Source organism: Desulfitobacterium sp. PCE1 (genome assembly GCF_000384015.1).
Classification (GTDB): Bacteria; Bacillota; Desulfitobacteriia; order Desulfitobacteriales; family Desulfitobacteriaceae; genus Desulfitobacterium; species Desulfitobacterium dehalogenans.
In genome coordinates, this window is record NZ_KB913023.1 from 1,024,207 (window position 1) to 1,050,269 (window position 26,063).

Genomic DNA, 26,063 nt, shown 5'->3' on the forward strand with positions numbered 1-26,063 from the left:
TGGTATAGAAAAAGGAATTAACACTGGTTAATAGTGTTAATTCCTTTATTTTTTGTAAGCAAGAAGAAAGGGGAGGAATATGATGCATAAGGCGAAACTAGCGCAATCCTTAGTGGTCATCCTGTTAATTTTTGTGGTTATAGCCGGTTCTATAGGATTATCTTCAGGAATGACCAAGGAAGAGCTGGAGTATCGCCCGTTGACCTTGAGTGAGGTCACGAAGCTTTTTAGTCAAAAAGGGTTTAAGCTTGAATCTGTGGGAAGAGAAGGATTTGAGAATACGGCACTGTTCGGCATTGAACCTGAAGTATTCCGCATCCACAACTCTGAGGATTTAGTATTGATATACCCCTTTTCCTCCCATGGGGAACGGAAAAAGCTGGCCGGGCATTACTGGAGGCTTGACTCCGAAATGATGGATATGTTTTTACCTTACAGCCAGCTTTTTCAGATTCTGATGGCTAAGAATATGTTCATCGTTTACTGCCCTTTGCTGGATGAAGAAGGCTTTAAGGCTATGGGGCCGGCCTATACTTCCTATGTACAACGGTCAAAAGCAATTGCCGAATTGGTGTTGAGGGACTTAAATGGTGGGAAGACCCTGATTTTCCGAGGGGAGGGTCACTATTGGCAGGTTGAGGTAGTGCTTAACTACTTTAACCAATTTTATAAAGATGACCGTGGTGTGCTGGGTTATGACGGCTGGAGTGAACAGAGTGCTAGAGCCAAATATAAGGGGAACCCTTCTCAAGTAGAATCGTTTAACTATATCCTTGAAGGTACGAGTGGCAGCTTCGGTGGAACACAGCATACCCTGCGTCCCGATGGTTTTGCCAGTTTGGGCAGAGGGAGCGGTTTGGTGAATAAGGCCGAAGGCAGATATAGTTTCAGTATAAAATGGAACGGTCAAAGAGAAACCTTTGACCTGGAGGTAGATCCTTTTGGAATGAAACGACTTTCTTATTAAAAGGAGATATCTTGGGGAGATCTTGTATTGGGAATGGTTTATGGGATATAATATAAAGAAATTTTTCTGCGAAGTGAGCGGTAAGACAGAAAGTCCACGGCTTTCATCCCGGGAAGAGGGCGCCGTGGACTATTATATCAGGGGGTTGGGGTTATGAATTTGCCTTTAGTGGGATTAAAGGATGAGCGAAGTATGATCAGGGTAGGGGATACGACCATTGGAGCCCAGGAGATCGTACTGATGGCCGGTCCCTGTGCTGTAGAGTCCAGCGAACAGATGCGGGCCGCTGCCCAAGGGGTCAAAGGGGCCGGAGGAAAGATTTTAAGAGGGGGAGTCTATAAGCCCCGTACTTCCCCCTATAGCTTCCAGGGTTTAGGGGAAGAAGGAATAGACTATCTGGCGGAGGCTGCAGCAGAATATGGACTCCTTACCGTGACGGAGGTTATGGATGAACGTAGCCTGGAAGCCCTGGTGGATAAGGTGGATATTCTGCAGGTAGGTTCTCGCAATATGCAAAATTTCCATCTTCTTAAGCTCTTGGGAAAGACCAATACTCCTGTAATTCTTAAAAGGGGCCTGGCGGCCACGGTGGAGGAATGGCTCTCGGCTGCAGAATATATCCTAACCGGTGGGAATTCTCAAGTGATTCTCTGTGAGCGGGGGATTCGTACTTTTGAGCCCAGCACTCGTAATACCTTGGATCTCGGTGCGGTGAGCTTAGTGAAAGTGCTTTCTCATCTGCCTGTCATTGTGGACCCCAGCCATGCGGCTGGGAGGGTGGATATCATTCCTTCCTTAGCCAAGGCTGCCATAGCGGTAGGAGCCGATGGGCTGCTTATTGAAGTCCATCCTAATCCTGGGGAAGCCCAAAGCGACGGTATCCAATCTCTCACTCCGGAGCAGTTTGCCCGGCTCTCTGCAGAGCTCCGACCCATAGCACAAAGCGTCGGACGGAGTATAGTGCATCCTCAATAGTTTGATCTATGGATAGAAAAAGGAAGCAGAAATCTGGCAAGTGAATCCTGAATATAAGGCAAGGGGGACCGGGAGCAGCTAAGGCGGCTCACGGTCCTCCTTTTGCAGCAGCGTACTTGTCATATCTTATATAAAAACCATTCGCAGGTATGGAGTTCATACTTGAGTTCATACATCTTAAGAAATCCGTTGATAATACTTTGACAGCGAAAAATAATTATGGGATTGCCGGCTATTTTTTCCTCGGATTTTAAGATGATTTTGTCAATGACAATGACAATAGGAATATCTTCGAAGCGAGCCTTGAATTTAACCGGCCGGGGAAAGCCGTATTCATTGAAATGGGCCATCATTTCAATGGGTTGCATGATAACCTTCACTAAAAACACTCCTTTTTTTAGAGCTAAAGCAGGCTGGTCATCGTCGGATACTCCTCTTCGGCGATGACTCCCCCAGTCATGGATTTAAGGCCGGAGTGAAGATAAGAGGAGCGCATAATAGCCTGAGAGCCAAAGCGCTCGCGAATCCCATCAATAGCTTGATCCACCTTTCGCTCCTTTTCATAATCCTTGGCGAAGAGGGAAAGCTGCAGGAAATCATTCTGACAAAGCTCGGAGACTCGAACCCCCAGGTGTCTCAGGGGCTGGCCCTTCCATAATTCGTCAAAGAGCCGACAGGCAATCTCCCAGATTTCATTGGTACAGTCTGTGGCCTGGGAGAGTTTTCGTTGATGAGAATAGGAGAGAAATTCGTTGGTCCGAAAAGAGATGGACACCAGCCGGGTGAAGTACTGACTATGCCTTAACCTGGCGCTGACGGTTTCAACAAGGGAGAGCAGAACCAGGTGAGCCTCCTTGCGATTATCAACATCGAAGGATAGGGTAGTGGAATTGCCCATGCCTTTGACCTCTACCCTTCCGCCGGGACGGACGGGAGAGTTTTCGATTCCGTGAGCATAATTCCAAATTAGAAGGCCATAGCTTTTCAAGATTGCTTTTAAGAGGCGGGGGTCAGTGTGTGCCAACTCTCCAATGGTTTTGATATTGCGGGAGAGAAGTTTCCGGGTAGTTGCTCTTCCCACCATGAAAAGTTCTCCGATGGGCAAGGGCCACATTTTTTCAGGAATCTCTTCAGGAAATAAGGTGTGGACTTTGTCGGGCTTTTGGAGTTCCGAAGCCATCTTTGCTAACAGCTTATTGGTAGAGATGCCGATATTTACAGTAAAGCCCAGCTCCTTTTTAACCCGATCTTTAATTTGATAAGCGATAGCCAGGGGGTCCCCAAAAAGAAGATCCATGGAAGTGAAGTCCAGAAAATATTCATCCACGGAAAATTGTTGGATTAAAGGAGAATACTCCCTTAAGATATCGCCTAGAGCTTTGCTGCACTGACGAAAGAGGAGATAATTAGGCTTGGCAATGATCAAGTCCGGACATTTGGAGAGGGCGGAATATAGGGTTTCCCCGGTTTTGATACCGTATTCTTTAGCTAAGATCGATTTGGCCAGGACGATCCCGTGCCGGGTCAAGGGATCCCCGCCGACTACAGAAGGGACGGTTCTTAAATCCAGGGGATCTCCTTGCTGAAGGCGGTAGGTCGCCTCCCAAGAGAGATAGGCTGAGTTAACATCAATATGAAAAATGATAGGTTTACCCAAAATCTAATCACCACCTATGTAGAGAAACCTTTTTACAACACATTGTTTTTAAAATAAAACAGGATTGTATGATCTGCTTCATATATTATATGCGAATATATGTTCTGCATCAATAGAAACAAATATTCTATAATTGTTAAAATATGCCTTGTTTTCCAAGTTTAAGGTGGTTTGAATAAAGAATTAAAGAATCCAAACGAAAAGTGGATATTTTAATAAAATGTTCGGATTTAGGCTTGAATTATTAAAGAACATAAGGTATAGTTTACTAGGTTTGGCTATAGTTAAGTTTAACCGAGGAGGAATAAGCCTTGAAAAAGTATGATGTGATCATCGTTGGGGCAGGTCCCGCCGGAATTTTTGCTAGTTATGAATTGGCCACAAAAGCACCTGAAGCTGCTGTTCTTTTGATTGAAAAGGGACGGGATATCTATAAACGCAGTTGCCCTATTTTGAAAAAAACCCTTTCTAAATGTCCGCCGCCCAATAAGCAAAGGGAATTTGCCAGCTGTACTCCTGCATGCTCTATTACCAACGGTTTTGGGGGCGCTGGAGCCTATTCTGATGGAAAATTCAATATTACCACAGAGTTTGGGGGATGGCTTACCGAATATCTGCCTCCTTCTGAGGTTTTGAGTCTCATTCACTATGTGGATCAGATTAACTTAAACCATGGAGCCACCAGTTTACTGACGGATCCCAGTACTCCTGCGGTAAAGGAGATTGAGAGGAAGGCCTTAGGAGCCGGCCTGAAGCTCCTTCGGGCTCAAGTCCGGCATCTGGGAACAGAATTAAACCTGGAAATTCTCAAGGATATTTATGAGTACCTTAAAGGAAAAATCGATATGGTGTTCGAAACGGAAGTCGCTGATATTATGACCGATGAAGGAGAAGGACACCTGCGGGTTAAAGGAATCCGTACCAATAAGGGAGAAGAGTACTATGCTCCTAAGGTGGTAGTGGTTCCTGGACGGGATGGTTCAGAGTGGTTTAAAGATGTCTTAAAGAAGTACAATCTGGAAATGAGCAGCAACCAAGTGGATGTAGGAGTTCGTGTCGAAACCCTGGATACCATTATGGAAGATATCAACGAGAATTTGTACGAAGGAAAATTCCTCTACCGGACTTCCGTAGGTACCACCGTGAGAAGCTTTTGCAGCAATCCTTCCGGTCATGTGGTCATTGAGAATCATACCGGGGTCATGCTGGCCAATGGACATGCTTATCGGGATAAGAATCTGGGCAGCAATAATACCAACTTTGCTTTGCTGGTATCCCATAATTTCTCCTATCCCTTCAACAAGCCTACAGAGTATGCCAAGAACATTTCCCGGCTGGCCAATGATTTATCCAACGGCAGTGTATTGCTGCAGACCTTCGGGGATATTATGAAAGGCCGCCGCTCCACAGAGAAGCGTGTCAAGGAAAGCTTTGTGGAACCGACTTTAAAAGAGGCTGTTCCCGGTAACCTGGGGCTGGTGCTTCCTTACTCCACCATGAAGAGCATCATCGAGATGATTGAGGCCTTGGATAAAGTAACGCCCGGTATAGCCTCCGAGCACACCCTGCTTTATGGAGTGGAAGCCAAGTTCTATTCTTCTCGTCCTAAGCTCAAAAATAACTTTGAGACTGAGATTGAAGGACTCTATGCTGGAGGAGACGGAGCGGGAGTGACGCGGGGCCTGGCTCAGGCGGAGGCCTGCGGAGTGAAGATCGCGCGAAATATCATTGAGGAAAAAAAGTAATCAATATATAAAAAAGATTCGGTCGCCCCGAGTGGATTGGCACTTGGGAGCGACCGAATCTTTTTTTCGGGGCAGCCTGTATTCTTAAGGCTGCCCTTTCTCCGAACATATATTATTTTAGTAAATCAGACATTTTTAGTCGCTGCTTCGGTTTTTTCGAACTCATCCTTAATCTCTTTTGAGGGTTCAGTGGTCAGCAGGCTGACGATAAGGATGGAAAGCAAGCCCACGATAAAGCCGGGTATCATTTCGTAGACTGCGTCGAAGGCAGGGAACTGTTCCCAGAGGATAACGGTGGCTGAGCCCATAATCATGCCGGCCAGGGCTCCCCATTTGTTCATCCGTTTCCAGTAGAGGCTTAAAAGAATAACAGGACCAAAGGCGGAACCAAAACCGGCCCAGGCATAGCCTACCAGGTTGAGAATGGTATCATTCTGAGTCCAGGCCAGATAGGTGGCCAAAAGAGCAACGAGCAGAACACAGAGACGGCTGACGAAAACCAGCTCCTTATCTTTAGCCTCACGACGGAAGAGAATCCGATAAATATCCTCAGTCAGGGAGCTGGAGGTTACCAGAAGCTGAGAGGAAATAGTGCTCATAATAGCCGCAAGAATAGCGGAAATCAGGAAGCCGGTGACAATGGGATGGAAGAGAATTTTACCCAGCTCGATAAATACCGTCTCAGGGTCAGCCAGAGCAGGGCCATGAGTGGCAAAGTAAGCGATACCTATGAGGCCGGTAAACATAGCTCCCACTTCAGAGAAGACCATCCAGCTCATACCAATGCGGCGGGACTTTTTGATCTCGTTCACTGAAGAGATGGCCATAAAACGCACAATGATATGGGGTTGGCCGAAATAGCCTAAGCCCCAGGCCAAGAGGGAGATGATACCAATAACACTGGTTCCGGTGAAGATATTTAAGAGTGCTGGATCAATGGCTTGAATGGTGGCGAAGGAAGATCCAAGGCCCCCGCTATACCAAAGTGTAACAATCGGTACCATGATTAATGCGGTAACCATGATTAATCCCTGGACAAAGTCCGTAAAGCTAACGGCTAAGAATCCTCCAATCAGGGTATACCCTACAATAACCAGAAGAATTAACCAAAGCCCTGTATGGTAGCCGATACCAAAGGTTGTATTGAAGAGAACAGCGCCGGAAACCAAACCGGAAGAGACATAGAAAGTAAAGAAAATAATAATGACGAGTGCGGAAACTAAACGAATGACATGGGAAGTATCATGAAAACGATGTCCAAGGAAAGAGGGAATGGTAATGGAATTACTGGCAATTTCCGTGTAAGAACGCAGGCGGGGAGCTACATAGAGCCAGTTAAAATAGGCACCAATGGTAAGTCCGACCACAATCCACCCAGAGCTGATTCCTGAAGCGAACATGGCTCCTGGCAGTCCCATCATGAGCCAGCCGCTCATATCCGAGGCACCGGCGCTCAAAGCTGTGACCGCAGGGCCCAGAGTTCGTCCCCCAATCATGTAATCGGATAGATTCGTGGTTCTCTTGTAAGAATAATACCCGATGGCCAGCATCATGACCATGTAGAAGATGACCGAAAAAGCAACCACTCAAACATCACTCTCCTTCTTTTTTGAAGTTTTTATATATAAAAGTATCTATTATAGTACACATAATAATATCATAAGACCTATAGATTTATAAGTGGGAAATGAATAAGTATACATTATTTTTTAATATTCTTTCATTTCATTAATTGCTTGCATTAAACTGCTTGAAAAAGAAAAAGCAACCTCAGACCATTAAAATTATCTGGTCCGAGGTTGTTTTTCAGATGTGAAAAAGCTTAAGCCTTCTCCAATACTTCTTTTAAATCGTCACGTACGCTTTCCTTAGCCAAGGGGACTTGTGCGCGATAGGCAGAACGACAGATAACATGGGATGAAACAGGAGAGGTAAGAAACACAAAGAAAATGCCAAGGAATAACTTGATACTGAAATAATCCTCCACAAACAGGAAAAAGAGGAAGGTCCCCAGCAGGACAAATAATACTCCTAATGTAGAGCTTTTGGAAAGAGCATGGGCGCGATTATAGACATCCGGGAGCCGAATAAAGCCAATGGCACTGAGGAAACCCAATATAGTTCCGATTAAGATAATGATCCCTATACCTAACTCAATCAGCGTGTTCGCGTTCAATGACAATCCCCCTCTCGATAAATCGTGCAAAAGCGATGGTTCCGATAAAGGAGAGAATCCCAATCAATAGAATCACTTCAAAAAAAGCTGTAGTTCTGAGAAATACGGAAAAGATGGCTACCGCGGCAATAATATTAATGCCGAGGGCATCCAGGGCTTGAACACGTTCAGAGGCCGTGGGCCCTTTGACACAACGGTAAATCGTTGCCAAGATGGAAAGAGTTGAAAAGCATAAGGATAAAAATATGACCCAAAATAAGATTCCCTCTATCATAGCCTTGTCACCTTCTTAATAGCATCTTCAAACTTTTCTTTAGAGCGGATGACTGAATCGCTCAGTTCGGGAATATCCATAGCGTGGATATAGAACATCCTCTTGTCCGGAGAGATCTCCATCACTACGGATCCTGGGGTCAAAGTAATGAGAAGTGCCAGAAGAGTCACTTCCACATCGGATTCCAAACTGGTTTCCAAGGAAAAAATCCCCGGCTTAATATCAATCTTCGGCTTGATGATTTCCCGAATCACCATGATGCTGGATGTAAAAAGTTCATAAATAAAGAGAAAAAAGAGCTCCGCAACAGCTTGTAAAGTGAAAAGGTAGAATTTGCTGTTCAGAAAACGCCGTAAAATGAAGAGAACCAGGATGCCAAACAGATATCCGCTTGAAAAGGTTAAGATGCTCCAATCATCCTGAAAAAACATCCATAAAACTCCGATAAATAAATTGATTAACACCTGCATTGGCATCGAATCACCTCTTTCCCTCATGTGCACTTACTGGAATCTCTCCTGGAGAACGGCATCAATATAGATCTGGGGCTCCAGCAATCCCGCCACCGCTAAATCTATGACTCCATGGAGTCCTTCTGCCCCTATGCCCAAGGCGACAGTACAGGCTGTAAGTAGGGCGATGGGGAGCAGCAGTCCTTTTGTGGTTCCTTTTTCCGTTTCTTCCGTAAAGTTTGTGTATCCCCAGAACACATTCATGAACAGCTTTAACATAGAATACAAGACCATCAGGCTGGTGAACAGACCGATGCCGCCGAGCCAAAAGTAATCGGCGCGAAAGGTCCCTTCAGTGACAAAGATTTTGCCGACGAAACCACTCAAGGGAGGGATGCCGGATAGGGATAAGGCCGCAATAAAGAACATCCAGCCTAATTGAGGATGTAAGCGAATCAGTCCGCTCATTTCCTTAAGTTTGCCTGTACCTGTCAAATGAAGGATTGTTCCTCCTAAAAGGAAAAGGAGAGCTTTGACAATCATGTCATGGACCAGATAATAGATGGATCCCCGCAGGCCTGTTTCAGTGAAGGAGGCAAAGCCTGCCAAAATAAAGCCGACCCCAACTACCACATTATAGGTCAGGATACTCTTGATATCCCCGAAAGCAACTGCTCCCATGGCTCCTAAAAGCATGGTCACGGCAGCGAGAACACCGATGAGAAGATGGGTGACTTCCGGTTCATGGTAAAAAACAAGAGAAAACAAACGAATAATGGAGTAGATCCCAACCTTGGTTAGCAAGGCCGCAAACAGAGCGGCTATAGCTGTAGGGGGGGTACTATAAGAACCTGGAAGCCAGAAGAAGAGAAACAGGCCGGCTTTCAGACTAAATACGATTAAGAACAAAAAGGCTACCGCAGTCATCAGTCCATCCTGTCCGATCTCCGCCACCCGAACAGATAAATGGGCTAAGTTCAACGTTCCGGTCATTCGATAAAGAAAGGCCAGGGCAATCAGGAAGAGGAAAGATGACACCATATTAATCAGAATATAGTGAATGGATTCCTTTAGCTGTATCTTGGTTCCCCCTAAAGTGATCAGCACATAGGAGGCAACCAACATGACCTCAAAGCACACGAATAGGTTAAAAATATCCCCGGTAAGGAAGGAACCGTTTACACCTGCGATTAAGAATAAGGTTAAGGGATAAAAATAATGCCGCTCTCGCTCTATACCGATGGAGGAGAAAGCATAATACACGCAACAAAAAGTGACGACTGCAGTGACTAAGACCAGCAAAATCGAAAGCATATCAGCTACTAAACTTATGCCGAAGGGAGCTTCCCACCCTCCCAGTTGAAGGGTTTGAATTCCTGTTTCTTGGATTTCCCTCATGATAAAAAGAGCCGCGATTCCCACCAGGGTGGTGGTGAGGAGGCTTAGGAGCCGATGGAGACGGATATGATTGCGCAAAATAACCATGATCATTCCGGCAATAATCGGGAGGATGATCGGGAGTATCACTAAATTATTCATCATGATACCCCCTTAATTCTTCCAAATCGTCAGTCCCCAGGACGTTATAGGTTCGATAGCTCAATACTAAGAAGAGGGCCGTGGTGGCGAAGTTAATAACAATAGCCGTAAGTAAAAGAGCCTGGGGAAGGGGATCCGTGAAAAAGCTCTCCTTTAGGCCCAGAAGAGGTGGTCCGCCCTTTTTTAATCCTCCCATGGTTAGGATCAGCAGATTGACCCCGTGCCCGATAATGGAGGTTCCTAAAATAACCCGGAGCAAAGTTTTAGAGAGGATCAAGTATGTGCCTATGGTAAATAAAATTCCGATCACTATTGCCATCAATGTTTCCATTTATCGATCATCACCTATACTCATAATAATGGTTAAAGACGTTCCAATAACAGCTAAGGCAACCCCTACATCGAACAATACGGCGGTGGCCATCTCCGTCCTTCCGAACAGCGGAAGATGAACATAACCGAAGGCTTGAGTTAAAAAAGGCTCTCCTATAAGCATTCCCCGTGCCCCTGTAAAGACAGAAATCAGCACCCCGGCCCCGGCAAGGGCTTTAAAATCCACAGGGAAATTTTTGCGGACTTTTTCAATCCCATAGACTAAAAAGAGAAGGACGATGGCCGCGACAAATGCCAGTCCGCCGATAAATCCGCCCCCTGGGTTGTGATGACCGGAAACAAAAAGATTGACGGCGAAGGTCAGGATAATGACAACGGCCACTTTAGTTACTGTCCGCAGTATGACATCATTAGGATCTTTCATTCTCTTTCCCTCCTGCCATACGCAGCTTTATCAATGTATATACTCCTAACCCCGCCATAGACAGGACCAGAATTTCCAACATAGTATCAAATCCCCGAAAATCCACCAGAATGGCGTTGACGATATTTTTCGCGCCGGCAAGCTCATAGGCATTTTCGTAATAACCGGAAATAGACTCAGGGAGGGGATTCCCGTTTGCAGACAGAGCAACCATAGTCATAACGATACCAATGGCCAGGGAGACCAAGCCATTGACCACTTTAGTGGGAAGGGGAGTGTTCTCTTTTTTTAACTTGGGTAAATGGTAAAAGCAAAGTAAAAATAATACTGTGGTGATGGTCTCTACCACGAGTTGGGTGAGGGCTAAATCCGGAGCGCGGAAGAGAACAAAGAAGAAGACCACAAGAAAGCCTAAGGATCCTACCGCAACAACGGAGGTCAGGCGTGTTTGGGCCAGGAGAACGGTGACGGCGGAAATGACCATGGCTGCCAGCAAAGCAAGCTCATAGATGCTGAAGGAAGCATCCAGAGAAGGGTCAAAAACGATCCCTTTTGAAAAGACCATTGCCCCTCCTACAGCCACAATAATAAAGGTTAAGATATAGATAAGATAATCCCGAAGGGAGCCTGTCATATACCGTTTAGTTAGAGACAGGGAAAGGGACTCCATCCTTTCCAGAGAGGTCTCATAGATATGGTTCAAGGTTAAAGCCTGAGGGTAAGTGCGGTAGAGCTTCTGCCACTTTTTCAAGGTCTTGTACAGAATAAGCCCAAAGACGATCACTCCAAGGGTCATCAGAAGTTCGGGAGTAACCCCATGCCATGGACTGACATGAACTGTTAAAAGTCCTTCCTGAGCAAGAGGGGGCAGGACCGCGGCCCAGGCAGGGGCCAATACATACTGGACCAGGACATTGGGGAAGAAAAATAGGATCACCACTAAAGCCGCCAACACTATAGGGGGGATCAACATTCCCAGAGGCGCTTCGTGGGCTTGTTTCCCCAGCTTGTGTTTCGGTTGACCTGTAAAGGTCCTGAAGACCATGATCATGCAGTAGACAAAGGTTAAGATGCTGGCGATCCAGGCAAGGACAGGAATGAGAAGTGATATTTCCGAAGCGTTTAATACGGCGGTAAAGAAGAGCTCTTTGCTTAAAAACCCGTTAAAAGGAGGCAGCCCCGCCATAGATAAACTTCCGATGAGAGCCAGGGTAAAAGAAATAGGCATGATATGCATTAATCCGCCCAGTTTCCTGATATCCCGGGTGCCAGTTTCATGGTCGATGATCCCCACCACCATAAAGAGGCAGCCCTTAAAGGTGGAATGATTGACTAAATGAAAGAGTGCTGTAAAGATAGCGAGAGCATAGGCAGTTTTGGCATTTCCAGCGTCAAGTGCCAACGCAGCAGAGCCCAGCCCTAATAAGCTCATGATAAGCCCCAACTGGCTAATGGTAGAGTAAGCTAATAAAGCTTTTAAATCCGTCTGCCTTATAGCGTTGAAAGAACCGTAAAGCAGGGTAACAAGGCCAATACCTGAAACCAGCCAGAACCAGACCTCTCCCCCGCCAAAGACAGGAGTAAGGCGGGCAACTAAATAAATGCCTGCTTTCACCATCGTGGCCGAATGCAGATAGGCGCTCACAGGGGTTGGGGCCTCCATGGCATCAGGCAGCCATATACTAAAGGGAAATTGAGCAGATTTGGTGAAGGCGCCGATCAAGATCAATACCATCGCCGGCAGGAATAAGGAATGAGAGTGAATCTCCCCCAGACTATGGATCATCTCACGAATGCTATGGGTATCGGTCATCATGGCAAGGAGGATGAATCCTGCCAGCATAGCTAACCCGCCAAAAACCGTAATCAGCAAGGATTTGCGGGCACCGGAGCGGGACTTCTCCCGTTCAAACCAGTAGGCTATCAATAAAAAAGAAGAAATGCTGGTCATTTCCCAAAAAACATATAAGGTAAAAATATTATCGGAAAGCACAACCCCCAGCATGGCTCCCATAAATAAGAGCAAATAGATATAAAAATTGTGTAAAGCTTCTTTGTGCTTGGAAAGATAATAGATAGAATAGAGAATGACCAGAAATCCTACTCCGCTGATGAGCAGGCCGAAGATCAAGGATAAACCATCTATAAGAAGGGTGATATTAATATCATAGGAAGGAATCCAAGGAAGGCTTAGGGCAATGATTTCTCCTGAAGATAGGGTGGGAATCGTGGATAAAAAAACGAAAAAGATCAACAAAGGGATCCAGAGGACGAACCAGCCTGTATGAATCTTAGGAGTAAATTTCTTATGTAAAAGGGGAACTATGGGAGAAAATAGGAAAGGTATCCCTAAAACAAGATAGAGCCAAACCATCTATCCTCCTCCTTTTCTGTTCTATTCTTTAATAGTTGACTGATAAAGATTCATGAGCTATAGTCATATTTAAGTTAGTCGGTGTTTAAGCAAAATACACCTGTACAAGATTCTGAGGTGGGACAAAATGTTTAAAAAGAAAAAGCATATGGACGAAGGGCTTCTTGTTTGTATTTATTATGGCCCTAACGGTGAGCGACTCATACGGCGTGGCAGCAAGATTGCGAAAATGTTTGGCTGCCCACTCTATATATTGACCGTGGATTCCAAACCTTTTGATGAGTTGGATGCGGAAAAATCCATCTATATTACCAAATGGAAAAAATTAGCTAACGAGCTTGATGCAGACGGGTTTATTTTGAAGGATAATGAGCAGCGTCCTGTCTACAAAGTGATTGCTGAAACAGCCCGGGAAAAAAGAGCTACCCAGATTATCATAGGTCAAACGGTCCAAAGCCGCTGGGAACAGATTACCAAGGAATCCATTGTTAATTTACTTTTAAGGGAAATCCCTTTCGTGGACCTTCACATCATATCAGTGGCCCGTTACCTTAGAGATCCGGACAGCAATTATGAAAAAGGTGTCCGGGCTTATCTAATGACGGACGGGGAAAACTTCCGGCTGGTCTTTAAACATTCAAAAGAAATCGTTTATGAAGGTATTTTTTTCAAAGAATATGGTACCGACTTTAATAACGGGATTTTTAAGTTCATTAAGGATGGCGAAACATTACAGGTCCAGGTCATTGAAGATAGGGTTACGGAGTTGACCAATGTGGACATGGAACCCAATGAGAATGATGAAGACTGAGACTTTCTACACGCTCCACTGAAGACAGTGGAGCTTTTGTTTTATAAATTGACATTAACTTTTATGAATCGAGTTTCTTCTTTATCAATACCGATATATTTTAAGGTTTCCGAAGGAGAATGATGGTGAAAGGTTTTCATCAAAATAGAAATTGCTATACCGGCTCTGAAAGCATGGTAGCCGAAAGTTTTTCTCAAAGTATGGGTGCCTATCTTCCCGGGAATGCCCACCTTTCGTGCAGCATCATTAATGATTCGGTAGGCTTGTTGGCGGGTAATAGGAAGGTTGTCTTTTTTGGATTTAAAGAGATAATCGCTATCACGCAAACGGGCAAGGGTTAAGTATTTAATTAACTCTTCTTGAATCCTGTTATTAATGTAGTAGGCCCTTTCTTCTTTGCTTTTTTCATCATGAATGAGTAGGAATTCTTTGATCCTGCCATCCTCCCACACGTCATTGAGCTTAAGAGTCAGTAAGTCACTGATTCTCAACCCGGTATTAATACCGAAGACAAAAAGTAAAAGATCCCGTTGAGAGTGATTGCTCAATAATTTCTTAATCGCGTTAATGCTCTCCACATCTTTAATGGGATCAACGTATTCCACATTGGACCCTCCTTAATGTGACATAATCACATTTTAGCAAAATTTGAGTAACATTACAAACACAAATCATACCAAGTACATAGAAAAAGGGGAAATAGAGCAAACTCTTTGTTGAAGGATTATGCCGATGGAGAATGGATCATCCCATCGATAAGGAGTGAAGCCAATGAGTGAAGCGGTTCTCGAGAAAATCGAAGGCCGAGTGAGTTATCACGATTCGGTAGAGGAGATGCTGGTCAGAATTCGCGAAGACGGAATGTCCAATGTCTTTGACCGCTATGAAGCCCAGGAAAAAATCCGCTGTAAATTTTGTTTGCAGGGTCTAAGTTGCCAGCAATGCTCTCAAGGTCCTTGCCGGATCAATGAAAAGGGGGAACAAGATCGCGGGGTTTGCGGGATTGGTCCTGATGCCATGGCGATGCGGAAGCTGCTCTTGCAAAATATTATGGGAGCAGGTACATACAGTCATCATGCCTATGAAGCTTTTCGTACTTTGAAAGCTACCGGGGAAGGAAAAACACCCTTTAAGATTAAAGAGCCGGAGAAGCTTAAATGGATGTGTGAAAAATTAGGGATTGATACCAATCAAGATATTAATAAGATGGCCATTCAATTGGCTGATTTATTGGAACATCAACAACAGATCGGAGTAGAAGAAAAAAACCTTATGGTGGAAGCTTTTGCGCCGAAAAAAAGGAAACAAGTATGGCGGGATTTAAATATTTACCCCGCGGGAACCGTTCATGAAGAGCAAAACTGTGTGGCAAGCTGTCTCACCAATGTGGACGGAAACTATGCCTCCCTTGCTTTAAAAGCACTGCGCTTAGGTCTGGCTACTATTTATAACTCACAAATTGGGCTGGAGATGGTTCAAGACATTCTCTTTGGCACTCCTCAACCTCATGAAGTGGATGTGGACCTAGGAATCATGTGTCCGGAACATATTAATATTGTCTTTAACGGACATCAACCTTGGATTGGCGCGGCAATGATTGAAAGAGCCCGCTCCTCTGATGTGCAGGAAAAGGCCAGGGCAGCGGGAGCTAAAGGCCTGCGTGTGGTGGGCTCCATCGAAACCGGACAAGAGCTCCTGCAACGCTTTGAGATGGATGATGTTTTCGTGGGCCTGATGGGCAACTGGTTGACTATTGAGCCTCTGCTGGCCACAGGAACAGTGGATGTCTTAGCAATGGAAGAAAACTGCTCCCCTCCGGCTATCGATATGTATGCAGAGAAATACCAGGCCACCCTGGTCTCCATCAGCACCATCATCGATATTCCCGGCTTGCAGCATAAACTTCCTTATGATCCGTCCGAAACGGATAAAATTGTGGAAACCTTGATCGATTTAGCTATCGATAACTTCAAGAAAAGAAAAGGTAAAGTCACCCCTAAGGTTCCTCAGTATAAGACGAAAGCCATTGCCGGATTCTCCACAGAAGCTGTCCTCGGTGCCTTGGGGAACAAGCTGGACCCCTTGGTAGAAGTTATCGCTGCCGGTAAGATCAAAGGAGTTGTGGCTTTGGCCAACTGCTCTACCTTAAGGAATGGTCCCCAAGACTGGAATACGGTTAACCTGACGAAACAGCTGATCAAGAAGGATATCCTTGTAGTAGCCGGTGGATGTGGAAACCACGCTTTGGAAGTAGCCGGGCTTTGCAATTTGGACTCTATTAAGGAAGCTGGTCCTGGGCTGCAAGAGATTTGCACTGCTTTAAAGATTCCTCCGGTTCTAAGCTTTGGAACTTGTACCGATACAGGACGAATCAGCATGTTGGTTACCGCTCTGGCGGATCACCTGGATGTGGATATCCCCCAGCTTCCTATCGCTGTCACGGCTCCGGAGTGGATGGAGCAAAAGGCTACCATCGATGGTGTCTTTGCCGTAGCTTATGGAGCCTATACTCATCTTTCTCCCACACCATTTATAACGGGTGCTCCTCAATTAATTAAGCTCTTGACCGAGGATGTAGAAGGATTGACCGGCGGAAAAGTGGCTGTAGGGGACGATCCCGTGGAAGTAGCCCAGGGTATTGAAGCTCATATTATGGCGAAACGAAAAGGGTTAGGTTTGCATTAGGAAGAAGGGTTAGGAGACGCCGGCCAAAAGGACCGGCGCTTCTTTTTTAAGTTTTTTTAGGTTGCTTAATCAACAGCAAAGGAGAGTCGAATGACTTTCTCGAATAATTAAAATCACCTGAGGAAGTATAGCTTTGAATCTAAATAGGAAGTTAAGGAGTATGTCCATGAATTCTTGTACTGCTTGCCATAGTTGTGGATGCCATTCAGAAGGGCGATTCTGCGCTTCAAAGGTTCCTATATTTTCCATGCTTGCTGATGAACAGCTTGCGGTGATTACCGGCTTGATCACACGGCGACGTTATAAAAAGGGTCAGGTCCTTTTTTTCGAAGGGGATGTATCGGATAAGTTCTACATCATTAATCACGGGAAAATTAAGACCTTTAAGCATACCAGGGAGGGTAAGGAACAAATCCTCTATATTCTTACTGAAGGCGATTTTATTGGCGACTTGAGCCTCCTGAAGAAGAGCGCATTTCAATATAATGCGGAGGCACTGGAGGATGTCGGTGTCTGTACTCTATCCAAAGATGATCTGGATAAAATCTTAAAAGAAAATCCAGAGATTTGTTTAAGAATCTTAGAAAGTGTCCATGATCGCCTTGTGGATCTTGAGAACTTAGTCCAGACCTTAAGCACCAAGGATGTGGAGGCAAGAATCGCCGGCCTGTTATTTAATTTCTCTAAGAATTTTGGCGAACACAAAGACGGCAAAGTAATACTCAATATGGTCTTGACTCGTGAGGAGATGGCTAATTTTATCGGAGTGACCCGAGAGACCATGAGTCGTAAGCTATCCGGTATGCAGGATGAAGGAATCCTGGAACTCGTAGGAAATAAACGCATTATTATAAACAGGCTAAGAGATTTAGAAGAAATGATGTAATCCAATGAATCTGGAAGTCGAAAATAAGTGTTGAAATTGTGGTTGACAGCGGATTTTGCGAATTGTATACTGAATACAGTTTCGCCTACATAGGAAAACTTGACTATTTGCACTGTCAGAAAGGAGGCCGTGACTATGACTGTATCAATCATCCCAGCGAATGCTTATGTTAAAAATCCTGTAACTTCATCCTGCGGCCTGAGACTACCCATTTGATCATTGTTTCTCATGAAAATTGAAAACGGATTAATGGAGTCACGGGCTAGATCCGTGACTTTACTTTTACTGTATTCAGAAAGCCACGGTATCCTCTATCAGGAGGAGTCCGTGGCTTTGCGTATTTGATGGAAGAGAGAGAAGGAAGATGTCAGTATTACGAACGATGCTTAATCCTTATCGAGGAATGCCCAAAGAAATCTATGTCATTTTTATTGCCCGGATTATCAATGCTATCGGGGCTTTTGTAGGCCCGCTCATGACTATTATCATGACTCAAAGCATTGGTTTACCCGAGGGTAAAGCTGGTTTTTATCTCAGCCTCTCCGGGGGAGTCAGTCTAATGGCCGCTCTTTGCGGAGGGAAGCTTGTGGATCGCTTCGGAAGAAAAAGAATCATTCTTCTATTTTCAGGTTCGGCTGTTTTGGTTTTTTTTCGGATCGGGTTCATGGAGCCTTCTTTGGATATGATTCATCTTATTATATTAGCAGGTGCATTAAACTCGACCACAAAACCTGCTTACGATTCATTGATTGCCGACCTTACGACTCCCGCCAATCGGAGCGGAGCCTATGCCCTGTCTTATATGGGCTGGAATATAGGTTTCGCCATTGGGCCTGTGTTAGGAGGATTTCTTTACCGGCACCACCTGCACTGGGTCTTTAGGGGAGAGAGTATGGCGATTTTTATGTCTCTGGTCCTTATTGCTACCTTTATTAAAGAGACTCTGAATAAGGCTCATGAAGAGATTCAGGATGAAGAGCGTTATCTGGAGCGCAGGGTGGAAGGATCCATTTTCAAGGTTATTAGGCTGCGGCCTTTGCTCATTTTCTTTGCCTTGATTATGTTCGGTTATAATTTCACCTATTCCCAATGGTCGTTTATGCTGCCCATGCAGATCATGAAGAATTACCCCGGCATAGGCTCACAGTACTTTGGGTTTCTAGCTGCCTTTAATGGTTTGATAGTCATCATCTTTACCCCGATTGTCACTCGGTTCGCCGGGCATCTATCCTATCTGCGCCGGGGAGTAATAGGTGGAATTCTCTATGCTGTTGGCTTTGGTATGATTGGAGCGCTGAACTCTCTGGAATTTTTATTCCTGTGGGCCTTTATATTTACCCTCGGCGAGGTCATTCTGGCCATTACGGTTGCTCCCTTTATTGCGGATAACACTCCTGCGTCCCACAGGGGGCGGATGACTTCGACCATGGCTATTATTGCGGATTCCGGATATACCTTAGGCCCTCTGGGGATGGGGATAGCTTTGACCTATATCAGTATGGAAACAGGGTGGCTGGCCTTGGGGGTGTCAACGTTGATGTTCACCTTATTGATGAAATTATTGGAGCGCCGGGAAAAAACCATTGTTCAAAAAGCAATGAAGGCTATGGCAAAGTAGAATATGATAGCTAAGTAGGAAAAACGCCAGAGATTCAAATTGAACTGCACCCCAATTGTTAGACATCCACTAACAGTTGGAGGTGCTTTTCTTTATGGCCAAATTTACAGTTGAAGAGAAATTAAAAGCTGTAAAACGCTATTTATATGGTAAAGAAAGTCAACGAGAAATCTCAGCATCTATCGGGGTGCATAATTCCAATCTTCAGACATGGATTAAACAGTATCAATTTCATGGAGAAAAAGCTTTTGAAAAGAACTATACATCGTATACTTTAGAATATAAACTAGACGTACTTAACTATATGAACAAACAAGGGACGTCTATCAAACAAACGGCTGCAATCTTTAACATCCCTGCACCTTCCACGATATTAAAATGGAAGCGACAACTAGAAACGCAGGGATTAGACGCCCTTGAACTAAAGAAAAAGGGGCGTCCACCCATGAAAAAAAGAAATAATAATATAGAAAAAAATGAGACTCCGGCCGAAGGATCAATAAAGGCATTACAGCTGGAAAATGAACGTTTACGTATGGAGAACGCCTATCTAAAAAAGTTGAATGCCTTAGTTCAAAACAAGAAAAAATCACCAAACAAGACAAAGTTCAAGTAGTCTATGAATTAAGGCAAGAATTTTCGGTGAAAGCACTTCTCCAGCTTGCGGATATTGCGCGTAGCACATATTATTATTGGGTCAAAAATCTGGATCGTTCTAATCCAGATGCAGAACTGAAAGTATTGATTCAAACAATTTATGACGATCATGAAGGCCGTTATGGGTACCGTCGAATTAAAGATGAATTAGAGAACCAAGGACAAAAGGTCAATCATAAAAAAATTCAACGTATCATGAATGAATTAGGCTTAAAATGCCTTGTTCGTATGAAGAAATATCGCTCGTACAAAGGGACAGTGGGTAAGATTGCACCTAATATTTTAGAACGCAACTTTAATGCTGAAAGGCCAAATGAGAAATGGGTTACGGATATAACGGAGTTTAAATTATTTGGAGATAAATTATATTTGTCCCCGATGCTGGATCTATTTAATGGTGAAGTTATTACTTATACAATCGGTTCGAGGCCAGTCTATACCCTCGTTTCTACGATGCTAGATCAAGCATTTGAACGGTTAACGGATAGGAACGGGCTCTTGATTCACTCTGATCAAGGGTGGCACTATCAAATGAAGCAATATAGCCATGCCCTTCAAGAACGTGGTATTACACAGAGTATGTCTCGTAAAGGCAACTGCTACGATAACGCTATTATTGAAAATTTCTTTGGTATTATGAAATCGGAACTTCTTTATTTAAAAGAGTTTAAAAGTGTTGAACACTTTAAGCAAGAACTTGCTAACTATATAGATTACTACAACAACAAACGAATTAAGTCAAAATTAAAAGGCATGAGTCCGGTACAATACCGAACTCATGCCCAACAGGTTGCCTAATAATAAACCTGTCTAACTTTATGGGGTCACTTCAAAGCTGGCGTTTTTCTATAGGGACTTAGGATTGCTCCAAGACGGTGGGATCTTTTTCCTTTTTCTCTTTTTGCTTGTCACTAGCGCTAAGGGATTCATATTTGGCACTGTTTCGTCCTTCGGTATGTTTTTGAATCTCGCCCGATCGTTTCATGGTATACCTCCTGATTGATGATAAAGGATAAAGGGATAGAAATTACCTTCCATAATAGTATGTGAAAATCTTCGGGCAGACATTCGAAATAATTTAAAAAGGGAATTTTTTGGAAATGCCTTGTTGGATGGGTAACGTTTTAGACCTTGACCCCATATCCTATGAGTAAATCAACCGAAAAGGACGGGTCATCATGATCATGAACTATGTTTTTCCGGCCATCATGGAGCGCAATACCCTGTCGGGCCGGTATATCGTTATTTTCCCAGATCTGCCGGACCCCATCTGCCAGGGGGAAACCCCGGAAGCCTCCGATCCTGTAAGCCGGAAAAAGCGGGAGGATGCCGAGGTCATTGTGCTGGAGGCTGATCCGCCTGTTTGAGGAGTATGGGCCCCCACAGCCCACCTTACCAGATTGGCAAGCGCTTGCCAAACTGAGCTACACCCAAGGGATTATTCTACTGGGCGTCCCGGAGGAGGAACGGGCTTAGTTTATCGAAGAGCTGGATCCGGAAAGTCTATCGACCCGGGAATTGCAAAAGGCGGTTCAAGAGCGGAACCGGGCTGCGGAAGAACGGGACAACCTGATAACCAAAGTGGGAGAGCTGAATCAAGCAAGAGCCGGACATATAAAGTCTATAAAGATAAGAACGTTAATTTTTTGGCTGAGGGCTTAAAAATAAAAATGTAATTAGTAATATGATAGAACAAAATGAAAGCCCCTTTATCCGAATGGTATACTGTTCGGATAAAGGGGCCTTTTCACTAATCAGAAAGCATAAGTTGTTGGGGGGCATGGAGGGAGCAGCACTGGCTGCTTTAAATAAAGTAGTTTTGCGATACCTCCGGATAAGCATACTTTATACTAATTTAATCCGCGTTTCTCACTTCAATTCCAGCAAGTTTTTCATAATATTGAACTAAGGCGCTATGATCCTGGTGATCCAGTTCGTAGCTTTTTAAAGTCTGCATCATTTCCATGACGGTCGCCGTCAGCGGTAGGGGCGAGCCAATATCATGGCCGGTCTCCATGACATTGTTAAGGTCCTTGATGTGGAGATTAATGCGGAAACCTGGATCAAAGCGGCGCTCAAACATCATGGGTCCTTTGGCATCCAGCACCGTGCTTCCCGCCAATCCACCCCGAATGGCTTTGTAGACCGTCTCCGGATTAGCTCCGGCTTTGGTAGCTATGGTTAATGCCTCAGACACAGCAGCGATATTTACGGCAACGATAATCTGATTGGCCAACTTCGTAACATTGCCGGCACCCACGCCCCCGCAGAGGACGGCTGAAGAACCCATGGCTTTTAATATAGGAAGAAATTCCTCAAAGTCCTCGGATTTTCCCCCAACCATAATGGAAAGGGTTCCATCGATGGCTTTAGGCTCCCCACCGCTCACCGGTGCATCCATGAAGCGGACCTTTTTTTCGGCAAGCTTTTGGGCCACTTCCTGACTGGCACCGGGAGCAATAGAACTCATATCGATGACCATAGCGCCAGGCTGAGCGCCTTCCAGAACTCCGTTAGGTCCCAGGACGACTTCCTTCACCTGAGGAGAGTTGGGCAGCATGGTGATGATCAGTGAGCAGCGCTCGGCTACATCTTTAGGAGATGCTCCGGCTTCAGCGCCGGCTTGAACGCATTCCTGGACGGATTTTTGACTGCGATTATAAACCACCACTTCATGACCTGCCTTAAGCAGATTCAAGCTCATGGGTTTCCCCATAATACCGAGTCCGATGAATCCAATTTTCATGTGAATACCTCCTGTATAGAGTTTTTGGGTCATTCTTTTTAGGGTAGACGGTCATGCCGCGCCGCAGCAATAGCATCAGCAGAGGATGAAAAAGCTTGTCTGGGTCGTGTAGCTTTACGCACAAACTCACTCCATAGCTCCAGGGCTGGTCAACTCGCTTTCTTAACAGCATCTGCAGCGGATAAGTACCCTTTGGGGAGTGCCGCCTTGAGCGAAACTGTCCACCGGACACTTTCGACGCCAAACCTCCGGGTAATACCTGATGTGAACCGGCGGCTCCGCTACGTTAAGAAAGCTTTGTAGACCCGACCACCCCTCCGCTAAAGCCGTTCGCTCCTGTGCGTAAAGCTACGCTTGCAGGTCTTTTTCGGCTCTCTTTTGGGTCTTTTCCAGGGTAGCCGGTCATGCCGCGGGGCGGCACCAGAAGAGACGAAAAGTGTAGTCCGGGACGTGTGGCTTTATCCTACATTCGCACTGCTCAGCCCCGAAAAACAGCCTAGGATTTTGCTTTAAGGCAGAGAACGAATTTAAGCGAGCAGGGAAGCAATCTTCGCGAAAAGACTGCAGCGGAGTCGGGTTGGAAACAGGACGTTTCCAACCGGCTATGAGAACAAGTGCGAAAGCAGTGCTTTCGAGGAGCCGATTTAGCCGGGCACCCGACGCAGCGGAGGTCTTAAGCGATTAGATTGCTCCGCGCAGCTTATAGAGTGAACGCCGAAAGCAAAATCCTGGAGAATTAGCTTTCAGGTCCTACTCAAAAGCCTTAATCCATTCTAATGAAGCAACAGTATCAGGCTGAGGGACATATTCCATAGAAACGGCATAGGGATAGCCGACTTCTGTTAAGGTCTTAAAGAAAGCGTGGTAATCAATCTCACCTGTACCTGGCTGATGACGTCCGGGGTTATCGGCTACTTGTATGTGGGCGATATGGGGGAGTTTTTCCTGCAGGATCTTCAGGAGATCTTCTCCTTCCCGGGCGGCATGATAGGTATCGTATTGGAGGAAAATATTCTCACTGCCTGCTTCGGTAATGACCTTCAGGACATCTTCGGTGGTATTAAGATAGAATCCTGGAGCATCAAAATGATTCAGAGGCTCGAGGAGCAGCTTAACCCCAACCTGCTGCAGTTGATCGGCAGCATAGCGGATATTGGAGATCAGAGTAGCCCGCTGTTCTTCTTGGGACTGATCCTCACGAATTTTTCCTACAAGGCAATTGATTTGCTTAACATGAAGGGCTTGGGCGATCTTAACGGCTTTCGCCACCCCTGCTTTAAATTCCTCCTGTCGGCTGGGGTCAAGGGCGATACCTCGCTCACCGGCTCCCCAATCTCCGGCAGGGAGGTTAAAGAGAACCAACTCTAATCCATGGGTCTCCAACTCTTGTTTCAACTCGGTAAGGTCCAAATCGTAAGGGAACATAAACTCGACCCGATTAAGTCCAGCTTTCCTGGCTGCGTTAAAACGCTCCATCATAGGCAGGTCACTAAAGAGAAAGGATAAATTGGCAACAAGCCGGTCCTTTTTTATAACCATCTAAAATTCCTCCCAACGTATTATTCAAGTTCCAGGACACCGGTTAGTGTTCCATCGAGAGAAACAGAGCATTGAGCTTGGGGATCGACGAGAACTTCAATTAAATAAGGGCGATTTTGGCTAAAAGCACGCTCCAGGGCTCCCTGAATTTGATCCGGTCCATCAATTAATTCTGCTTCCACCCCCATTCCTCGTGCCGTGGCAACAAAGTCCAAGCCACGGGAGTGACCTTGTATGTGGTTTTCATATTCAAGGTCTGTGGAAATCCAACGATGATCAAAGAGGAGATTTTGCTGCTGGCGGATCAGTCCGAATAAGGAGTTGTTGAGGACCACCACCACTACGGGAATAGTGTGTTTGGCGGCAGTAGCCAATTCCTGCAAAGACATCCCCAGGCTGGCATCTCCTAAGAGATTAACCACTTGACGATTGGGATAGGCAAGCTTGGCCCCAAGCGCCGCTCCCAATCCCCACCCCATAGTTCCCGCCCGCCCGGTAATTAAGAAGGAACGGGGAACATAGGCTTCAAAAAGCTGGGTAGTCCAGATCTGGCTTATCCCGCAATCCAAGGTTAGAATCGCATCCCGCTTAAGGGCCTCCCGCACTTCAGCAATGGCTTGCTGAGGTTTAAGGGGATTGGTATCGAACTTTTTGCGGCGAGCCAAGCGGATTCGATTCTCCTGCAAGGCGTGAATCCGGGTTTGAGCATGAGGGGAGGGGGTGAAATCTTTATCCCGTAGAAACAAAATAAAGTGTTCCAGGAATTCTCTGATATCCGCCGCCAGAGCAAGCTCGGTAGGAACATGGCGTGAAAGCTCTTTTTCATCCAGATTCACATGGATGATTTTTCGTCCCGATTTGAACTGTTGGATATCACCTGTCCCTCGGCCATCGAACCGGCCGCCCAAATTGATAATAAGATCGGACTCCAGGATGGTTCTATTGCCAAGAGGGGTTTGACACATAGTGCCCATTAATCCCCCATAGAGGGGATGATCATTAGGAAAGGCGTCCTTACCCATCAAGGTGGATACTACGGGAATGTGAAGGAGTTCAGCTGCCTCCCGCAACAGTTCGGTTGCGTTGCTGTGAACGACTCCGCCGCCGACCAGCAAAGTAGGGGCCTTGGCTTCACAGAACATTGAAAATATAGTATTCAATTCATCTTTCGAAATTTCCTGCTTGTTTGAGGGCTGTTGGACAAAATTGAATTCATTCCAATCCACTTCTAAAAGGCCCTTTTGAACATCCAAGGGGAGATCTAGTAAAATGGGTCCTTTTTTTCCTGTAGTAGCTAACTCCCACCCTTCTTTGAGGATCTGGGGAAGATCCCCTGCATGTTTTACAAGATAAGCGGCCTTCGTCACCGGTCCTGCCATTTCAACGATAGGGGCCTCCTGGAAGGCGTCTTTGCCAATCAGGGAAGTGGGGACCTGGCCGGTCAAAGCCAGAAGAGGGACAGAATCACTGTAAGCACTGTATAAGCCCGTTAGAAAATTAGTAGCTCCTGGGCCGGAGGTAGCGGCACAGACTCCAACCTGACCTGTGGCCCGGGCATAACCGTCGGCCATAAAGATAGCTGTCTGTTCATGGCGGACGTTATAGGATTGAATGTTACGCTCACGAATGGCGTCGTAGAAAGGCAGAATAGCCGCACCAGGAATCCCATAGATGTGTGCAATCCCCTTCTTTTCTAAAAAGGCAGCCAGGAATTGAGCCCCGGTCATTCTTACTCGACCGGACTCCAAAGGTGCAGTTGATGCTGTGTCATTGGTTTCGTTTCCCCATAGTGCCATAGTTGCATCCTCCTTGTTTCGTATTATAAAACGTCGTTTCACAGAATGGGTATTGAAAAGGCGGTTTGCCTAACCGCGGATTCATAAGAGCGATATGAATTTGTTCCATTATATGAAACTCGGTTTCATTGTTTGATATAATTATGCCCTATCTGCCCTTTAGGGTCTATGATTTTTCTTTCAATAGTCGAAATAAAGGGGTCACTGGTTGAACTTAAAACGTCAGCAGTTTTTACAGGCTGTACTATTACAGGGTAAAACAATACATAAAGAAAACCCGGCTTCGCCGTGCTTTTTAAACATGCATCCAGAAAGGCGAAGTCGTTGGTTGCACTTATGCTGGAGGAAAGTATACAACGAAGTTATACTTTCTGACAGTATTAAAAAAACTGCTTCCGGCAATCTTGCC

Annotated in this window: 23 protein-coding genes and 2 pseudogenes; 10 read left to right on the forward strand and 15 right to left on the reverse strand. The window is 45.4% G+C overall.

Annotation, left to right across the window (positions count from 1 at the left end; translation table 11 throughout):
- The first annotated feature begins 79 nt into the window (after nucleotides 1-79).
- On the forward strand, nucleotides 80-967 hold the full coding sequence (locus tag DESPCE1_RS0105070) for a hypothetical protein (protein ID WP_242835364.1): 888 nt from the start codon (nucleotides 80-82) through the stop codon (nucleotides 965-967).
- A gap of 153 nt (nucleotides 968-1,120) precedes the next feature.
- Entirely contained in the window at nucleotides 1,121-1,942 is an 822-nt protein-coding gene (gene aroF / locus DESPCE1_RS0105080) for a 3-deoxy-7-phosphoheptulonate synthase (RefSeq protein WP_019849709.1), read from the forward strand.
- 119 nt (nucleotides 1,943-2,061) lie between these two features.
- Here the strand turns inward: aroF and DESPCE1_RS0105085 are convergent, their stop codons facing one another.
- Both DESPCE1_RS0105085 and DESPCE1_RS0105090 read right to left on the reverse strand, forming a co-directional pair.
- The gene (locus DESPCE1_RS0105085) at nucleotides 2,062-2,322 is read right to left on the reverse strand and encodes a hypothetical protein (protein WP_019849710.1); all 261 of its coding nucleotides are present in this window, start codon (nucleotides 2,320-2,322) and stop codon (nucleotides 2,062-2,064) included.
- Nucleotides 2,323-2,345: 23 nt separating this feature from the next.
- Nucleotides 2,346-3,599, reverse strand: coding sequence for a DNA polymerase IV (locus tag DESPCE1_RS0105090; RefSeq protein WP_014793045.1), 1,254 nt, complete (start codon nucleotides 3,597-3,599; stop codon nucleotides 2,346-2,348).
- A gap of 311 nt (nucleotides 3,600-3,910) precedes the next feature.
- Between DESPCE1_RS0105090 and DESPCE1_RS0105095 the strand changes: the two genes are divergently transcribed.
- Nucleotides 3,911-5,344: an NAD(P)/FAD-dependent oxidoreductase gene (locus tag DESPCE1_RS0105095; RefSeq protein WP_019849711.1), complete on the forward strand. Its 1,434-nt coding sequence runs from the start codon at nucleotides 3,911-3,913 to the stop codon at nucleotides 5,342-5,344.
- 125 nt (nucleotides 5,345-5,469) lie between these two features.
- Here DESPCE1_RS0105095 and putP read toward each other — a convergent pair whose 3' ends face one another.
- The 8 genes from putP to DESPCE1_RS0105135 form a co-directional block, all read right to left on the reverse strand.
- Nucleotides 5,470-6,930, reverse strand: a complete 1,461-nt coding sequence (gene putP, locus DESPCE1_RS0105100; RefSeq protein WP_014793047.1) for a sodium/proline symporter PutP — start codon at nucleotides 6,928-6,930, stop codon at nucleotides 5,470-5,472.
- A 236-nt stretch (nucleotides 6,931-7,166) separates the two neighbouring features.
- Nucleotides 7,167-7,526: a monovalent cation/H(+) antiporter subunit G gene (mnhG, locus tag DESPCE1_RS0105105; protein ID WP_172637584.1), complete on the reverse strand. Its 360-nt coding sequence runs from the start codon at nucleotides 7,524-7,526 to the stop codon at nucleotides 7,167-7,169.
- The gene (locus DESPCE1_RS0105110) at nucleotides 7,498-7,794 is read right to left on the reverse strand and encodes a Na(+)/H(+) antiporter subunit F1 (RefSeq protein WP_014793049.1); all 297 of its coding nucleotides are present in this window, start codon (nucleotides 7,792-7,794) and stop codon (nucleotides 7,498-7,500) included. Before DESPCE1_RS0105110 ends, mnhG begins: the two co-directional genes overlap by 29 nt.
- The gene (locus tag DESPCE1_RS0105115; protein WP_172637644.1) at nucleotides 7,791-8,264 is read right to left on the reverse strand and encodes a Na+/H+ antiporter subunit E; all 474 of its coding nucleotides are present in this window, start codon (nucleotides 8,262-8,264) and stop codon (nucleotides 7,791-7,793) included. The genes DESPCE1_RS0105110 and DESPCE1_RS0105115 overlap by 4 nt, the downstream gene beginning before the upstream one ends.
- A gap of 33 nt (nucleotides 8,265-8,297) precedes the next feature.
- A complete protein-coding gene (locus DESPCE1_RS0105120) occupies nucleotides 8,298-9,785 on the reverse strand; it encodes a Na+/H+ antiporter subunit D (protein WP_014793051.1) in 1,488 nt (495 codons plus the stop codon).
- Nucleotides 9,778-10,116, reverse strand: coding sequence for a Na(+)/H(+) antiporter subunit C (locus tag DESPCE1_RS0105125; protein ID WP_019849712.1), 339 nt, complete (start codon nucleotides 10,114-10,116; stop codon nucleotides 9,778-9,780). Before DESPCE1_RS0105125 ends, DESPCE1_RS0105120 begins: the two co-directional genes overlap by 8 nt.
- Nucleotides 10,117-10,542, reverse strand: a complete 426-nt coding sequence (locus DESPCE1_RS0105130) for a Na(+)/H(+) antiporter subunit B (RefSeq protein ID WP_014793053.1) — start codon at nucleotides 10,540-10,542, stop codon at nucleotides 10,117-10,119. It lies immediately after the preceding gene.
- Complete coding sequence (locus DESPCE1_RS0105135; RefSeq protein ID WP_019849713.1) at nucleotides 10,529-12,916, reverse strand: Na+/H+ antiporter subunit A; 2,388 nt, start codon at nucleotides 12,914-12,916, stop codon at nucleotides 10,529-10,531. Before DESPCE1_RS0105135 ends, DESPCE1_RS0105130 begins: the two co-directional genes overlap by 14 nt.
- Nucleotides 12,917-13,043: 127 nt before the next feature.
- Between DESPCE1_RS0105135 and DESPCE1_RS0105140 the strand changes: the two genes are divergently transcribed.
- Nucleotides 13,044-13,727 carry a universal stress family protein gene (locus tag DESPCE1_RS0105140; protein WP_014793055.1) on the forward strand — a complete coding sequence of 228 codons (684 nt, stop codon included), beginning with the start codon at nucleotides 13,044-13,046 and terminating at the stop codon, nucleotides 13,725-13,727.
- Between the two features lie 41 nt (nucleotides 13,728-13,768).
- Here DESPCE1_RS0105140 and DESPCE1_RS0105145 read toward each other — a convergent pair whose 3' ends face one another.
- On the reverse strand, nucleotides 13,769-14,332 hold the full coding sequence (locus DESPCE1_RS0105145) for a tyrosine-type recombinase/integrase (protein WP_014793056.1): 564 nt from the start codon (nucleotides 14,330-14,332) through the stop codon (nucleotides 13,769-13,771).
- Nucleotides 14,333-14,498: 166 nt separating this feature from the next.
- On the opposite strand from DESPCE1_RS0105145, the gene cooS reads away from it, so the two are divergent.
- The 4 genes from cooS to DESPCE1_RS22325 all read left to right on the forward strand — a co-directional run bounded on the left by cooS (nucleotide 14,499) and on the right by DESPCE1_RS22325 (nucleotide 20,371).
- On the forward strand, nucleotides 14,499-16,412 hold the full coding sequence (gene cooS / locus DESPCE1_RS0105150; protein WP_019849714.1) for an anaerobic carbon-monoxide dehydrogenase catalytic subunit: 1,914 nt from the start codon (nucleotides 14,499-14,501) through the stop codon (nucleotides 16,410-16,412).
- A gap of 166 nt (nucleotides 16,413-16,578) precedes the next feature.
- Entirely contained in the window at nucleotides 16,579-17,298 is a 720-nt protein-coding gene (locus tag DESPCE1_RS0105155; RefSeq protein WP_014793058.1) for a Crp/Fnr family transcriptional regulator, read from the forward strand.
- 382 nt (nucleotides 17,299-17,680) lie between these two features.
- Entirely contained in the window at nucleotides 17,681-18,916 is a 1,236-nt protein-coding gene (locus tag DESPCE1_RS0105160; RefSeq protein ID WP_019849716.1) for an MFS transporter, read from the forward strand.
- Between the two features lie 94 nt (nucleotides 18,917-19,010).
- Nucleotides 19,011-20,371 (forward strand): IS3 family transposase gene (locus DESPCE1_RS22325; protein WP_085938402.1). Its coding sequence is split into 2 segments (ribosomal slippage): nucleotides 19,011-19,467 and nucleotides 19,467-20,371, totalling 1,362 coding nucleotides; the frame shifts between segments, so codons are not numbered across the junction.
- 58 nt (nucleotides 20,372-20,429) lie between these two features.
- Here the strand turns inward: DESPCE1_RS22325 and DESPCE1_RS23960 are convergent.
- Nucleotides 20,430-20,558, reverse strand: a complete 129-nt coding sequence (locus tag DESPCE1_RS23960; protein ID WP_019849717.1) for a hypothetical protein — start codon at nucleotides 20,556-20,558, stop codon at nucleotides 20,430-20,432.
- Nucleotides 20,559-20,751: 193 nt separating this feature from the next.
- Here DESPCE1_RS23960 and DESPCE1_RS21065 point away from each other — a divergent pair.
- Together DESPCE1_RS21065 and DESPCE1_RS23620 are read left to right on the forward strand one after the other, a co-directional pair.
- Nucleotides 20,752-20,928 (forward strand): annotated as a pseudogene (locus tag DESPCE1_RS21065) (type II toxin-antitoxin system HicB family antitoxin); the annotation flags it as partial.
- Nucleotides 20,924-21,181, forward strand: a pseudogene (locus tag DESPCE1_RS23620) (DUF3102 domain-containing protein); the annotation flags it as partial. The pseudogenes DESPCE1_RS21065 and DESPCE1_RS23620, both read left to right, overlap by 5 nt.
- Before the next feature lie 247 nt (nucleotides 21,182-21,428).
- Here the strand turns inward: DESPCE1_RS23620 and garR are convergent.
- The 3 genes from garR to DESPCE1_RS0105200 all read right to left on the reverse strand — a co-directional run bounded on the left by garR (nucleotide 21,429) and on the right by DESPCE1_RS0105200 (nucleotide 25,654).
- Nucleotides 21,429-22,319, reverse strand: a complete 891-nt coding sequence (gene garR, locus DESPCE1_RS0105190; protein ID WP_019849720.1) for a 2-hydroxy-3-oxopropionate reductase — start codon at nucleotides 22,317-22,319, stop codon at nucleotides 21,429-21,431.
- 750 nt (nucleotides 22,320-23,069) lie between these two features.
- Nucleotides 23,070-23,858, reverse strand: a complete 789-nt coding sequence (gene hyi / locus DESPCE1_RS0105195; protein ID WP_019849721.1) for a hydroxypyruvate isomerase — start codon at nucleotides 23,856-23,858, stop codon at nucleotides 23,070-23,072.
- A 20-nt stretch (nucleotides 23,859-23,878) separates the two neighbouring features.
- Nucleotides 23,879-25,654, reverse strand: coding sequence for a thiamine pyrophosphate-binding protein (locus DESPCE1_RS0105200; protein WP_014793063.1), 1,776 nt, complete (start codon nucleotides 25,652-25,654; stop codon nucleotides 23,879-23,881).
- Nucleotides 25,655-26,063: the final 409 nt, after the last annotated feature.

Excerpts from the sequence above, each read along its gene's own strand:
- DESPCE1_RS0105160 (WP_019849716.1), top strand. The coding sequence starts at position 17,681 with ATGCTTAATCCTTATCGAGGAATGCCCAAAGAAATCTATGTCATTTTT.
- DESPCE1_RS0105135 (WP_019849713.1), bottom strand. The coding sequence starts at position 12,916 with ATGGTTTGGCTCTATCTTGTTTTAGGGATACCTTTCCTATTTTCTCCC.
- garR (WP_019849720.1), bottom strand. The coding sequence starts at position 22,319 with ATGAAAATTGGATTCATCGGACTCGGTATTATGGGGAAACCCATGAGC.
- DESPCE1_RS0105070 (WP_242835364.1), top strand. The coding sequence starts at position 80 with ATGATGCATAAGGCGAAACTAGCGCAATCCTTAGTGGTCATCCTGTTA.
- DESPCE1_RS0105200 (WP_014793063.1), bottom strand. The coding sequence starts at position 25,654 with ATGGCACTATGGGGAAACGAAACCAATGACACAGCATCAACTGCACCT.
- cooS (WP_019849714.1), top strand. The coding sequence starts at position 14,499 with ATGAGTGAAGCGGTTCTCGAGAAAATCGAAGGCCGAGTGAGTTATCAC.
- DESPCE1_RS0105130 (WP_014793053.1), bottom strand. The coding sequence starts at position 10,542 with ATGAAAGATCCTAATGATGTCATACTGCGGACAGTAACTAAAGTGGCC.
- DESPCE1_RS0105110 (WP_014793049.1), bottom strand. The coding sequence starts at position 7,794 with ATGATAGAGGGAATCTTATTTTGGGTCATATTTTTATCCTTATGCTTT.
- DESPCE1_RS23960 (WP_019849717.1), bottom strand. The coding sequence starts at position 20,558 with ATGAAACGATCGGGCGAGATTCAAAAACATACCGAAGGACGAAACAGT.
- hyi (WP_019849721.1), bottom strand. The coding sequence starts at position 23,858 with ATGGTTATAAAAAAGGACCGGCTTGTTGCCAATTTATCCTTTCTCTTT.
- DESPCE1_RS0105125 (WP_019849712.1), bottom strand. The coding sequence starts at position 10,116 with ATGGAAACATTGATGGCAATAGTGATCGGAATTTTATTTACCATAGGC.
- DESPCE1_RS0105155 (WP_014793058.1), top strand. The coding sequence starts at position 16,579 with ATGAATTCTTGTACTGCTTGCCATAGTTGTGGATGCCATTCAGAAGGG.
- DESPCE1_RS0105140 (WP_014793055.1), top strand. The coding sequence starts at position 13,044 with ATGTTTAAAAAGAAAAAGCATATGGACGAAGGGCTTCTTGTTTGTATT.
- DESPCE1_RS0105115 (WP_172637644.1), bottom strand. The coding sequence starts at position 8,264 with ATGCAGGTGTTAATCAATTTATTTATCGGAGTTTTATGGATGTTTTTT.
- DESPCE1_RS0105120 (WP_014793051.1), bottom strand. The coding sequence starts at position 9,785 with ATGAATAATTTAGTGATACTCCCGATCATCCTCCCGATTATTGCCGGA.
- aroF (WP_019849709.1), top strand. The coding sequence starts at position 1,121 with ATGAATTTGCCTTTAGTGGGATTAAAGGATGAGCGAAGTATGATCAGG.